General features: G+C 67.4%; 8 protein-coding genes and 1 pseudogene. All 9 read right to left on the bottom strand.

Annotation, left to right across the window (positions count from 1 at the left end):
- Window positions 1-1,081: pseudogene (locus AC1RL5_RS05570) on the bottom strand (HAF repeat-containing protein); the annotation flags it as partial.
- Between the two features lie 355 nt (window positions 1,082-1,436).
- A complete protein-coding gene (locus tag AC1RL5_RS05565) occupies window positions 1,437-2,057 on the bottom strand; it encodes a glutathione S-transferase (RefSeq protein WP_092322325.1) in 621 nt (206 codons plus the stop codon).
- A complete protein-coding gene (locus AC1RL5_RS05560) occupies window positions 2,054-5,698 on the bottom strand; it encodes an AAA family ATPase (protein ID WP_492588804.1) in 3,645 nt (1,214 codons plus the stop codon). The genes AC1RL5_RS05565 and AC1RL5_RS05560 overlap by 4 nt, the downstream gene beginning before the upstream one ends.
- Window positions 5,695-6,939 (bottom strand): exonuclease SbcCD subunit D C-terminal domain-containing protein, encoded by a 1,245-nt coding sequence (locus AC1RL5_RS05555; protein ID WP_011061024.1) that lies wholly within the window; start codon window positions 6,937-6,939, stop codon window positions 5,695-5,697. Before AC1RL5_RS05555 ends, AC1RL5_RS05560 begins: the two co-directional genes overlap by 4 nt.
- 253 nt (window positions 6,940-7,192) lie before the next feature.
- Window positions 7,193-8,827, bottom strand: a complete 1,635-nt coding sequence (locus tag AC1RL5_RS05550) for a BatD family protein (protein WP_065363910.1) — start codon at window positions 8,825-8,827, stop codon at window positions 7,193-7,195.
- On the bottom strand, window positions 8,824-10,569 hold the full coding sequence (locus AC1RL5_RS05545) for a tetratricopeptide repeat protein (protein WP_492588806.1): 1,746 nt from the start codon (window positions 10,567-10,569) through the stop codon (window positions 8,824-8,826). The genes AC1RL5_RS05550 and AC1RL5_RS05545 overlap by 4 nt, the downstream gene beginning before the upstream one ends.
- Window positions 10,566-11,642 carry a vWA domain-containing protein gene (locus AC1RL5_RS05540; RefSeq protein ID WP_492588808.1) on the bottom strand — a complete coding sequence of 359 codons (1,077 nt, stop codon included), beginning with the start codon at window positions 11,640-11,642 and terminating at the stop codon, window positions 10,566-10,568. Before AC1RL5_RS05540 ends, AC1RL5_RS05545 begins: the two co-directional genes overlap by 4 nt.
- Window positions 11,635-12,129: a DUF4381 domain-containing protein gene (locus tag AC1RL5_RS05535; protein ID WP_492588810.1), complete on the bottom strand. Its 495-nt coding sequence runs from the start codon at window positions 12,127-12,129 to the stop codon at window positions 11,635-11,637. Before AC1RL5_RS05535 ends, AC1RL5_RS05540 begins: the two co-directional genes overlap by 8 nt.
- Window positions 12,126-13,067: a DUF58 domain-containing protein gene (locus AC1RL5_RS05530; RefSeq protein ID WP_011061032.1), complete on the bottom strand. Its 942-nt coding sequence runs from the start codon at window positions 13,065-13,067 to the stop codon at window positions 12,126-12,128. Before AC1RL5_RS05530 ends, AC1RL5_RS05535 begins: the two co-directional genes overlap by 4 nt.
- Between the last annotated feature and the right edge of the window lie 5 nt (window positions 13,068-13,072).

Below are 13,072 nucleotides of genomic sequence, written 5' to 3'. Positions count from 1 at the left end.
TGGCCATGGCGGTGCGGGTGTTGTCCAGGTCGATGAGGTGGGAACCTGTTTCGGTGATTTTCCATAGCGCGGCGTGCATGGCTCCTTCACCCGTAAGGCTGAGGCCCACGACAACATTGCCGTCAGCGGAGACGCCGGTCGCCGATGACGTTTCACCGCCCAGGGTGCCCAGGTCGACCATGCCGCTGGCATCGGTGTGCCGGAATGCATGGAAATAGCCAGTGGCCGTCGCCGCTCCTCCTACGATGACGCTACCGTCGGCGGAAGCGCTAGAAGCGAAGGAGTCACCACCCCAGGAGCCCAGGCCGACCATGCCGGCAGTGTCAGTGTGCTTGAACGCTTGAGTGCCGCCTGTAGCTGTCTCGGCCATTCCCACGATAACGCGGCCGTCGGCGGAGATGCCGGACGCTTGTGAGGCCTGCCCTCCCAGGGTGCCCAGATCGATCATGCCGCTTGCGTCGGTGTGCTTGAAGGCATGTTGCATGCCTGTGCTGGCATCGATATTCGCGTATCCCACGACAATGCTGCCGTCCGCGGACACGGCAGTGGCACCGGAGTAGCCGCTGTTGCCCGCATCCAGGGTGCCCAGATCGATCATGCCAGTCATATCGGTGTGCTTGAAAGCATGAAGCGCTCCATTGGCTGCACTCGAATGGCCTACGACAACCGCGCCGTCAGCCGATACGCCTACCGCATCTGAGATTCCCCCTCCACTCAACGTGCCCAGGTCGACCATGCCGGTTGCGTCGGTGTGCTTGAAGGCGTGAACCGTGCTAGAGGTGCTAGCGCTTCCCACGATCACATTGCCGTCAGCGGATATGGCTTTGGCAGAGGCATGGCGTCCCCCCGGGAGGGAGCCCAGATTGACCATGCCGGTCGCATCGCTGTACTTGAACGCATATTGATTGCCGTTCGCGAACGCAGTGCCGACGATGAAATGGCCGTCAGCCGATACGCCATAGGCTACCGAGCCATCAGCGCCCAAAGAACTCAGGTCGATAGTAGTGTCGGCACAGGACTGTGCTGAATAAATCACTCCATAGATCAGGGTTAATGCGGCTGTTGAAAAAGGCGATTTCAATGTAATGAACCTGGCGATAAAGGAAATGACTACAGCGGCCTGAATAATGGATTTTTCTGGGGGCGAGCAGGCTACTGCCGAAGTAATGGCTTGCTTTACGCGGTAATGAGGGTGTGATGCCCGACTGGCTTGGGGTTTGGGGCTGAGTGGGGCGCGATAGTGTGAATCGAAGTTCTCTTGCTTACATGAGATTAGTAACGAGGAGCCTAAACTAATTGCTGTGTTGGATATGAATTTGATGTGTCGGGTTAGTTTAGTTATTAGTTGCGGATGAAGTCTTTAGGAAGATTCTTAAAGCCTGTTGTTTCGGCAGCTCAATCTATTTGAGGCTGCCGATACGCGCATCTTGTGAAGGTTATTGTTTGGCCATGACTGCCAGGAACAACTCTGATTCGAGTTGCCCCTGCAACCACTCCTGCAAGGAGCGATAAGGCGTCTGGGCAAACCACTCCCGGTCCACATGGGCAAACTGGCGAACAAACGGCAGCAGCGCCATGTCCGCCAGGCTCGGATGCGCCGCCAGCAGATAGCGGCGCTGCTGCAACAGGCTATCGAGGCGCGCCAGAAACGCCTCGCCCTGGGCCCGGTAGTGCTCCATGGGCGCCTCGGGGTAGCGCTCGGCGTATTTGTAGCGATTGAGGTGCACCTTGAACACCTGGTCATTCTCGGCAATCAGCGCTGCCATCTGCGCCTGGGCCGTCGGGTCCGCCGTGAGCCGCCAATCCTCGGGGTCATGCTGGGCCAGGGCCCAGTGCATGATCTCCAGGCTTTCATCGATCACCCGATCCTCCAGTGCCAGCACCGGCACCGTGCCCTTGGCCGACAGCGCGAGCATCTCGGCCGGCTTGGCCTTGAGGCTGACTTCGACAATCCGCATTGGCACCCCGGCATAGCGCAGGGCCAGCCGCGCACGCATGGCGTAGGGGCAGCGGCGGAAGGAGTAGAGGGTCGCCCCCGGCGTTTGCAGCGTGCTCATTTCACCTCCAGGGTGCTCAGGCCATTGCCCTGGCGGCTGACCTTGATCTGTACCGGAATCCGTTCGTGCATTTCCTGTACGTGGGAGATCACCGCCACCTTGCGGCCCTGGGCCTGCAGGCCGTCGAGGGCATCCATGGCCAGTTGCAGGGACTCGGGGTCGAGGCTGCCGAAGCCTTCGTCGATAAACAGCGATTCGATCTTCAGGGTGCTGGAAGCCATGGAGGCCAGCCCCAGGGCCAGGGCCAGGGACACCAGGAAGGTTTCGCCGCCGGACAGCGAGTGCACCGAGCGCAGTTCGTCGCCCATTTCGGTGTCCAGCACCAGCAGGCCGAGCATGCTGCCACCGCGCTTGAGGCGGTAGCGGCGCACCAGTTGGCGCAGTTGGGCATTGGCGTGGTGCACCAGCAGGTCAAGGTTGTAGGCCTGGGCGATCTTGCGGAACTTGTCGCCTTCGGCCGAGCCGATCAGGGCGCTGAGCCGGGCCCAGCGCTGCCACTGGGCGTAGGCCTGTTCAAGGCGTTGGTTGAGGGCCTGGTTGGCGGCCTGGCGGCGCTGGTCCTCGCTTTGCCGTGCACGCAGGTCCGCCACCTGTTGTTCGCTGGCCTGGGCCTGTTGCTGCAGCTGTTCCAGGGCCTGGGCCAGTTGTTCGGTCTCCAGGTTGCCGTTGTGCTGGGCCTGATGCTGTTCCAGGCGCTGCTGGCGTTCCTGCAGCAGGACCTTGGCCTGCTCGATGGCCTTGTCGTTGTCTTGCAGGCGCTGGCGCAGTTGCTGCACCTGTTCTTCGTCCAGCTCCAGCAGCTGTTGCAGGCCGGCGTCATCCAGTTCCGGGTGCCCGGCGCGCCACTGCTCGATGCTGGCGGCCAGCTGCTGTTGTTCGCTTTCCAGGGCTTGCAGGCGTTCTTCCCGGGCCTTGAGCTCGGCACCCAACTCGATCGCTTGCTGGTGCAGCGCCTGCTGCTGTTGCTGGGCCAGGGCCTGGGCGCTGCGAGCCTGGTCCACGGTTTGCTCCAGATGCTGCTGCCAGTGCTCGGCGCTGGGCTGCTGGCCCAGCAGTTCGGCGAGCCTGTGCTGGCAGGCCTGTTGCTGCTGGTGCAGGGTGTCGAACTGCTGTTGGGCTTCGGCCAGTTGCTGCTGACGGATCAGTTGGCGGTCCTGTTCCTTTTCCAGGGTCAGCTGGCGCTGTTGCTGTTCTTCGGCCTCTTCCTGCTGCTCGCGCAGTTGCTCGATGCGTTGCAGCACCTGCTGGTCGAGCTGCATGAAGGTGCTGGCCGGGTCGCGGCGCAGGCCGTCGAGGACCTCTGCCGGCAGCAGGTGGCTGAAGCTGGCCAGTTCCTCGTCCAGGCGCTGGCGGTCGGCGCTCAGTTGCTGTTGTTGCTTGTCCAGGTGCTGGGCGGCCTGCTGGCTGGCGTCGATCGCCGCCTGCAGCTGGTTTTGCAGGCGCGCGGCATCTTTTTGCAGGGTCAGCAGGGCGCCCTGGCGGTTTTCGTCCTGGGTGATGCTCTGCTGCAGCTGGTCGAGTTGCTGTTGCAGCCAGGCGTCGCGCTTGGGCGGGTCCTGGTCCAGGAGGCTGGCGCTCATGGGGTGGGCTTGCAGGCTTGGGGCCAGGGCCTGCTGCTGGGTCGCCAGATGTTCCTGCTGCTGGAGGAATTCCTTCTGCTGGGCGATCAGCCCCTGGACCTGGGCCCGCAGTTCGTTGAGCTGTTCCTTGAGGCTGTCCACCGTCTTGCGGGCGCTGGCTTCCTCGTTCTCGTCGTGGCGCCCGAGGCTCTGCAGCAAGGCTTCAGGCTGGTGGTAGGGGTGCTCGACGCTGCCGCACACCGGGCACGGCTGGTCGCTCTGCAATTGCCCGCGCAATTCCTCGACGCTGGCGCTGCGGGCCAGCCGCTGGCGCTCCAGCAGGGCCTGGGTGACGCTCAGGGTCTGCTCGGCCACCACCAGCTCGGCCTTGGCCTGCAGGCCGACCTTGTTCAGTTCCTCGCGCTGGGCGGCCACCGCCTGCTGCCTGTCCTGCAGGGCCTGGCCGCGCTGGTCCAGTTCGCGTTGCTGGGCCCAGAGCCGGGCCAGCTCTTCGACGGCGCGCTGCTGCTTGCGGTTGTCCTGGAGCAGGGTACCGAGCAACTGGATCTGCTCGGCCACCGCCTGGGGCTCGGCCCCGGCTTCGCTGTAGAGCAGTTCGAGCTGCGTGCGTTGCTCGCTCAGTTGCTGGGCGGCGCTGCTGGCGCGCTGTTCCAGGGCCGGCAGTTCGGCCTGGCCCTGGTGCAGGCGATTGCCGATCAGCATCAGCTGTTGCAGGCGTTCGCGGTAGGCGTTCCAGGCGTCGCTCAAGGGGGCGAGGGCGACGCTGTGGGCCAGTTGCCCGGCGATCCGCTCCAGGCGTTCGCCCACCAGGCGCTGTTTTTCCAGCAGTTGCTGGATGCCTTGCTGGCCCTCGGTGCTGGCCTGCTCGGCGCGGCTGCGTTGGGCCTCGGCCTGGGCCAGGCTCTGCCCCAGGCGCTCCAGGTTGGCCTGTTCGGCAAAGGCTTCGCGCAGCAACGGGGCGCTGGTGCTGTGCTGCTCCTGGGCCTGGGACAGGGCCGTGCCGGCGTCCTGCAGTTGCTGTTGCAGGCGTTCCTGCTGTTGTTGCAGGGCGCCTTGCTGTTCGACCTGCTGCTGGATCTGCTGGCGCAACGGCAGCAGGCTGGCGCCCAGCTCTGCCTGGCGCAGGAACTGGTGCCGCTGCGGCGCCAGTTGCTCCAGGCGTTGCAGGCGCAGGCGCTCCGGGGCCAGGGCCTGGGCGTCCTGTTCGGCCGCTTGCAGTTGTTCGGCGGCGCTCTGCCGGGCTTCCTGCCATTGGCGCAGTTCCTTGAGCCAGACGTGCTGGGCTTCCAACTGCCTGAGCTGGGCCTGTTGCTCCTTGAGCTGTTGCTGGGCCTGGCTCAACTGCTGTTCAAGCTCGGCCCGGGCCTCGGGCTCCAGCGGGCTGATGCCGCTGGCCTGGGCCTTGAGCTCCTTGTGGGCGTCTTCGGCTTCCTTGCTCTTGCTGTAGGCGCGGCGCCCCAACTGGCTGTAGACCGCAGTGTTGGTAAGCTTTTCCAGCAGCTCGCTGCGTTCCTTGTCGTCGGCCTTGAGAAAGGCGCTGAACTCGCTCTGGGCCAGCATCACCGCCCGGGTGAACTGTTCGAAGTTGAGCCCCAGGCGGGCCTCGATCAGTTGCTTGTATTCGCTCTTGCTCTGGTTGCTCAGCAGCTGTTCGCTGTCCAGGTCAGTGAGGTTCTGCCGGCTGCCTTGCAGCTTGCCGGTGGCTTTGTCGCGGGCGCGGTTGGTTTCCCAGCGGGCGCGGTAGCGACGGCCGTCGATGCCGACAAAGTCCACCTCGGCATAGCCGCTGCCGGTGCCGCGGCGCAGCAGGGTGCGCGGGTCGCTGGTGAGGATCTCGCTGTCGACCTCGGGGACCTTGGTCTCGCGGCCGATGTTGTTCAGCCGCGGCACCGCGCCGAACAGCGCCAGGCACAGGGCATCCAGCAGGGTGCTCTTGCCGGCGCCGGTGGGCCCGGTAATGGCGAACAGCCCGGCGCTGGCCAGGGGCTCGGCGGTGAAGTCGATCTCGAAGGGGCCGGCCAGGGAGGCCAGGTTCTTCAGGCGGATGGCCAGGATCTTCATGGCTGTTCACCTTCTTGCTGGACGTCCTGCAACAGCAGGGCGAAATCCTTGAGGGTGGCTTCGTCCACCTCGTTGGCGTAAGCGTCGCGCCAGGCGCGGCGGAACAGTTCTTCGGGGGTCAGCTGGTCCAGCTCGATCAGCTCGGCACTGGCCTCTTCACCGTCGCCTGCGCCCTTGCCGGCGTATTCGGCGGCGATCCGCACCAGGCGCACGGCCTTGCCTTGCAGGGCGCTTTCCACTTGCTGGCGCAGGTCTGGCTGGGGCTCGTCCAGGCGCACCCGCACTTCCAGCCAGGGCTGGCGCTGCTCCTCGGCCAACAGGTCGATGTCCGGCAGCTCGCCGAGCTGGGTCAGGAGTTCCCCCAGGGGCGCCGGGCCCAGGCGTTGCAGGTTCACCGCGCGGGGAATCAGCCGCGGTTCGACGCTGACCAGGGTCTCGCCGTCCAGGCGCACGTCGAGGATCTGGTGCTGATAGCCGATCTCTGAGAACGACAGCGGGATCGGCGAGCCGCTGTAGCGGATGCGCTCCTCGCCGTTGACCTTCTGCGGCTTGTGCAGGTGGCCCAGGGCCACGTAGCTGATGTCCGGGCCGAACAGGCTGGCGGGCAGGGCCTCGGCGTTGCCGATGATCAGGCTGCGTTCGGAATCTTCCGAGACCGAACCGCCGGCCATGTGCGCATGGCTGACGGCGACCAGGGCCTGGCCCGGCTGGCGCTTGGCGTTGGCCGCGGCGATCAGCCATTCGTGGACCTGGGCAATGCCCTTGAGGTAGTCGTCGCCCAGCTGGCGGCCGGTGACTTCCGCCGGCCGCAGGAACGGCAGGGCCAGGCACCAGGCGGCGACCTGGCCGCTGGCGTCGGGCAGCGGCAGCAGCAGGCGCTCGGCGTCCAGCTGGCCGTCGTCCAGCCACAGCACCCGGCCCAGGGCGTGGGTGCGCAGGCGGCGCATCAAGGGCGCCGGCAGCTCGATGCGCGAGCCGGAGTCGTGGTTGCCGGCGATCATCACGACGGTCAGGGCCGGCTGCTGCTCGTGGGCGCTGACGATGAAGTCGTAGAGCCGCTCCTGGGCGCTGACCGGCGGGTTGACGGTGTCGAAGATATCGCCGGCGATCAGCAGCACATCGGGCTGTTCGTGCTTGAGCTGGCGCAGCAGCCACTCCAGGAAACAGGCGTGTTCGAAGTCGCGTTCCTGGCCGTGTAGGTTCTGGCCCAGGTGCCAGTCGGAGGTGTGAAACAGACGCAAGGCAGGCTCCGCATGCAAAAGGCTTGGCCGCACATAAGGGTGACCGCGGCGAAAGGGCAGAGAGTTTACTGGCAAATGCGTGTTCATGCCCGGCGCCGTGGCAAATGCAGGCGAGACTGGCGCAGCGGCCGGCCAGCCAGGCGCTACGGCGCTGGCTCGCCAGCGAACAGGCCCGCCAAGGCGCGGCATGGCTTACGGGGCTTTTCGCCGGCAAGCCGGCTCCTGCGCGGGAGGGGGCTGCGCGAAGCGCCGGTTACTTGGGGTACAGCGGCGGCAGGCTGGTGGTGTCCGCCACCGGGTCCTGGACCCGTTCGTCGATCGGGATGGCGCGTATCGCTCGCCACAGTTCCTCGCCCTGCCAGTACTGGCCGGTCTCGCTGTAGAGCGCGCCGTTGAGGCCGTCCAGGGCGTCGGACAGCGGCACGAAGCGCGCGGCCATTTCGGCCAGGGTTTCGGGCTGCTGCCGGGCCCAGGCGTCCAGGGCCTGGCGGGTGGCCTGGGGGTCGTTGGCCTGGCAGGCACGCTTGAGGTCGTCCAGCAGCGAGCGCGGGCTGGGGCCGGTCTGGGTGGCGCGCAGCACCGCCGGCTGCCAGCGGGCGCGCCACCACAGGCCGAAGCCCAGCAGGGTGGTGCAAGCCAGCAGCAGGGTGCTCAGTTGCCACAGCCACAGGTTGCTGCTGTCGGGCCCGGCCGGGGCGTTGCCTGCAGGGGTGTCCACCACCAGGCTCGGGTTGTTCGCCACCTGCAGGGCCCGCGCCGGCAGGCTGGTGCTTTCCAGGCGGTCTTCGACGGTGTTCCACCAGGTCACTTCAATGGCGGGCAGTTCGACGTTGCCGGGGCGGGTGGGCACCAGCGCCTGGCGGTCTTCGCGAATGCCCAGAAGGCCCTGTTCTACGTGCTGGTTGCTCAACTGCGGCTGGTCCGGGTAGCTGCGCAGGCCATTGACGTCGGCCAGGGGCAGCGGCGGCAACTGGGCGCTGGACAGGCCTTCGGCGCGCAGGGTCAGGCTGCGGGTCAGGGAGTCTCCGACCTGAGGGTGCTCGGGCTCCGGGTTCCAGCTTTCGCTCAGGCTCAGGCTGCGGGCCGGCAGCCAGGGCGCGTCGGCCGGGTAGGTGGCGGGCTTGGCCTTGACCTGCAGGCCGATGTCACTGGAGCTGACGTGGATCAGCTTGCCGGCCCGGGGCGTCTGCGAGCTGGTTTCCTGGCCCGGGTCCGGGTTGGCCAGGGTGGCGCTGAAGGTCAGCGCGGGAATCTGCAACGGCCCGCTGCGCTGGGGATAGAGCGCGTAGCGCATCTCGATCACCCCGTGGCGCACGCCATTGATGAGCTTTTCGTAGGTGCGCGGCTCGCCCAGCTGTTCCACCCGGGTGTCGCTCAGCAGCAGCGGGCTCAGGCTGCTGTCGTCGAACAGCGGCACCGAGTGGTAGATGTGCAGGGTCAGCAGGGCCTGGGCCTGGACATAGACGCTGGGCTGGTCGAGCTCGGCTTCGATGAACACCGGTTCCAGGCGGGCGTTCTGGTCCTGGGCCGGGCTGGTGTTGACCTGCAGGCTCAGGGGCTGGCTCTGCAGGCTGCCCAGTTGCAGCGGGGCGATTTCCAGGGTGCCGGTGTGGCGCGGCAGCAGGGTGACGATCCAGCGGGTACTGGCGTGGTTGTCCCCCAGGCCGTTGAGCTGGTTGACCTGGCGCGTGCCGCGCACCTCGAATTGTGCTTCCAGGGGCGCCAGGTCCGGCTTGCCGAACTGGGTGACATCGGTGGACTCCAGGGTCAGCTCGACGGTTTCCCCGGAATTGACCTGGCTGCGGTCCAGGCTGGCGAGCAGGCCGGCAGCCTGGGACTGGCCAGTGCAGAACGCGAGGGCAAGCAGTAGGGCGGTGCAGCGGGTCATCGAGTTTTTCCCTGATCCTGATGTTGTTGCTGTTCGTACCAGAATTTGCGCCTGAGCAATTCACCCGGGTCGTCGGGGATCTTGCGCAGCCATTGTTCCAGCGCCTGCTGGTGTTCAGCGTCCAGGCTGTCCTCCACCGGGCGCAGCGGGGTGGTGGTGTGCTGGTCGTCCAGCTCGCTGCCGGGCACTTCGCTGTGGCCGGCGGCCTGTAGATCCGGCGACGGCGTGTCGCCTTCGTTGGCCGGCGCCTGTGCCGGGTCCTGCGGGCCATCGCTGCCCGGTGGTGGCTGGGTGGCCGTGCCGCTGGGGCCCGGACGGGTGTCGTCGCCTTCGGGGGTGTCCGGCTTCTTCGCTGGTGGCGGTGTTTGCGCCTGGGCCTGTTGCTGTTGCAGCAGGCTTTCCACCAGGGCCTTGTTCTGCAACGCCGGTTGCAGGTCCGGCTGGCGTTCCAGGGCCTGCTCGTAGGCGTCGATGGCGGCTTCCAGCTCGCCGCTGCGGGCCAGGGCGTTACCGCGATTGTAGTGGGCGCGGGCGTCGTTGCCCTCGGCGAAACGCTCGGCGGCGGCAGTGTAGTTGCCGGCTTCGTACAAGGCCACGCCTTGCCATTGCGGGTCCTGGAAATGCCGCGCGGCCTCCGCCGGGCGCTGCTGTTGCAGAAGCCGCTGGCCCTGCTGGTCGGGGCGCAGCCACAGGTCATTGATGTCGAAGGCGTAGCTCGGTTGCGGCACGGCGAACAGCAACAGGGGCAGGCAGAACAGCCAGCCCCGGCGCCCGGCGCAGGCGGCCAGCAGCAACAGCGGCAGCAGCAGCCAGTAGCCCTGGTCGGCCCAGGTATCCAGGCGCAGGGTCTGGCCGTCGCTGCGCAGGCCTTGCGGGCCGCCCAGCAGGCCCAGGCCGCGCAGGTCGCTGTCGTCCAGGCGCGCCTGGCGGTAGCGCCCGCCCACGTCGCCGATGAAGTGCTTGAGGTCCGGGCTGTCCAGGCGCGATACCAGGATCGCGCCCTGGTCGTCCTTGAGGTAGCTGCCGTCTTCCAGGGCCACCGGGGCGCCGTCGCGGCTGCCGAAGCCGAGCATCAGCAACTGCGGGGCGTCGCCCTTGAGCGCCTGGCGGATGCCCTGGCGTTCCTCTTCGTTGAGGGAGGAGGCCATCAGTAGCACCCGGCCCTGGCCCAGGGCCCCCTGGTCCAGCAGCTTCAAGGCCTTGAGCAGGGCCAGGTCGGCGCGCTGGCCGGCCTGGGGCATGATCGACGGCTTGAGGGCGTCCAGCAGGTTGCGGCTGGTGGCCAGGTCATCGGACAGCGGCACCAGGGTGTGGGCGCTGCCGGCGTAGACCACGATGGCGGTCTGCGCGTCGCTGCGCAGTTGCAACAGGTCCAGCAGCTTGTGCCGGGCCTGCTCCAGGCGATCGGGCGGCACGTCGTTGGCGAGCATCTGCGGGGTCAGCTCCAGCAGCACCACCAGCGGGTCGGCGGGTTTCTGGCTGGTCTGTTCCACCCGCTGCCAGCTGGGGCCCAGCAGGGCCAGCACCGCCAGCAGCCAGGCCAGGCCCAGGGCCACCCAGGGCAGCTTGCTTTCGCGGCCATTGCCGCCGCTGAGCAGGGCGGCGTGAAAGGCCGGGGGCAGGATCATCTGCCAGCGCCCGGCGCGTTTCTGCCGGTGCCAGAGCTTCCACAGCAGCAGCGCCAGCAGGGGCAGCACCAGCAACCAGCCGGGGCGGAACCAATGGGGCCAGAGGCTGATCATCGACGCCTCCGCAAGCGCAGGCGCTTGAGCCGCTGGCGCCAGTCATGGGCAGGCAGCAGGAAGTTCGACTGGTTGAAGAAGCGTTGCAGCGGGTTCTGCGGCCAGCGCTCGCGCAGCACCAGCAGCACGCTGAGCAGCAACGCCGTGGCCAGGGGCCAGTGGTACAGGGCCTGGGCCGGGCGTGCCTGGGTCGGTTGCTGGGCCACCGGTTCCAGTTGGTCGAGGGTTTGCTTGATCGCTTGCAGCTCCTGGCCGTCCCGGGCGCGGAAGTAGCGCCCGCCAGTGACTTGCGCCAGCTCCTTGAGGGCCGGTTCGTCCAGGTCCAGGCTCGGGTTGATGCCCAGCACGCCGAGGGTGGCGCTCTGTTCCGGGTCGGCGCCGATGCCGATGGGGTAGATCTTCACCCCTTCCTCGGCGGCCAGCCGGGCGGCGGTGATGGGGGCGATCTCGCCGCCGTTGTTGGCGCCGTCGGTGACTAGGATCAGCACCCGGCTCTGGGCCGGGCGCTGGCGCAGGCGCTTGAGGGCCAGGCCGATGGCATCGCCGATGGCGGTGTTCTTGCCGGCGATGCCGATCTTCGCTTCATCCAGCCAGACCCGCACCGTGTGCCGGTCGAAGGTCAGGGGTGCCTGCAGGTAGGCCTTGCTGCCGAACAGGATCAGGCCCACCCGGTCGCCTTCGCGGTGTTCGAGAAAGTCCCCCAGCAGGTGCTTGACCAGGTTCAGGCGGCTGACGTCCTCGTCCTGCCATTGCATGTCGGGGAAATCCATGGAGCCGGAAACGTCCACCGCCACCAGCAGGTCGCGGCCGCTGGCGGCCACCGGCAAGGGGTCGCCCAGCCATTGCGGGCGCGCGGCGGCCAACAGCAGCAGGAGCCAGAGCAGGATGAAACGCACCTGCTGGCGCCAGGCCGGGAGGTGGGCGCGGGCCCGGCGCTTGGACAGGCCTTCCAGGTCACTGAGAAAACTCACTTTCAGCGCCGGCTCGCCGCTGTCGGCCACCGGCAGCACCAGGCGCAGCAGCCAGGGCAGCGGCAGCAGGACGAAGACCCAGGGCCAGGCGAACTCAAACATGCTTGCGAATCCAGGTGTCCACCGCCTGGGTCAGGCCGGCGATGGCTTTGTCGTCGAGCTTGCACTCGGGCTTGTAGGCGCCTTCCACCAGCACCATCCAGCGGGTCAGGCCGGCGGCCGGGCAACGGTTGTCGAGGAACGCCAGCCATTTGCGCCCGTTCAGGGTGTGGCTCTGGCTGTAGGGGTAATGGTTGCGGCACAGGCGCTTGAGCAGGGCATTCAAGGCCTGCAGCCAGGCGCCGGCGGGGGCACCGTCATAGGGCTTGGGCAGCAGCGCCAGTTCTGCCAGGGCGGCCAGGCGCACCGGGTCCAGGGGCTGCTCGATGCGGGCGCGCACGGCCTTGCGCGGCCACAGGTGGCGCCAGTGCCAGAGGGCCAGGCCCAGCAGCGGCAGCAGGATCGCCAGCAGCCACCAGCCCGGGGCCGGCGGCCACAGGCTGACCGCGGGCGGCGGCAGCAGCGATTGCAGTTGTTCCAGGCTGCTCATCGGCCGGCTCCGGGGCGCTGCGGGTTGAGGTACTCGCGCAGCTGCTCGACCATCTCGCTCTGGGTGCTCAGGGGCATCAGCAGCACCCGCAGCTTTTGCGCCAGGCGTTCCCAGCGGGCGATGCGCGCTTCGCTCATGGCGCGGTAGGCCTGGCGCAGGTCGTAGTTCAGGGTGTCCAGTTCCAGCTGGGCGCCGCGTTCGGCAAAGCGCAGCAGGCCGGCGGCGGGCAGGGCGTGGTCCAGCGGGTCGGAAAGGGGCATCAACAGCAGGTCGCAATGGCGCGACAGCAGGCTCAGTTGTTGCTCGGCGGCGTCGCTCAGGGCGCGTTCGTCGCAGATCACGATCACCAGGCTGCCGGGGCGCAGGACTTCGCGCCCGCGCAGCAGCGCGGTGCCCAGGGCGTCGCGCTGGGGCCGGGCTTCGCTGTGCAGCGACTGGTTGACCCGCACCAGGCGGTTGAGCAGCTGCAACAGGCTCTGCTTGCTGCGCCGCGGCTTGATCTCGTAGTGCTCGTCGTCGCCGTAGACCAGCCCGCCGACCCGGTCGTTATGGCCCAGGGCGGCCCAGCCGATCAGGCTCGCGGCCTGGGCGGCGAGCACCGACTTGAACATCAGCCCCGAGCCGAAGAACAGCTGGCGGCTCTGTTCCACCATGATGAAGATCGGCCGCTCGCGCTCTTCGTGGAACAGCTTGGTGTGCGGTTCCTGGGTGCGCGCGGTAACCCGCCAGTCGATGGTGCGCACGTCGTCGCCGGCCTGGTAGACCCGCACCTGGTCGAAGTCCACGCCGCGCCCGCGCAGCTTGGAGTGGTGCAGGCCGATCAGCGGGCTGCGCTGGCTGGGGGTGGAGAACAGCTGCACCTCGCGCACGCGATGGCGCATCTCGATCAGCTCGCCGAGGGTGATGCGAATGCCGGGTTCGGCAACGGGCTGGGTCATGGGCT

Source organism: Pseudomonas sp. GW822-FHT06D10, from assembly GCF_058799535.1.
This window is presented reverse-complemented; position numbering and strand designations above follow the sequence as displayed.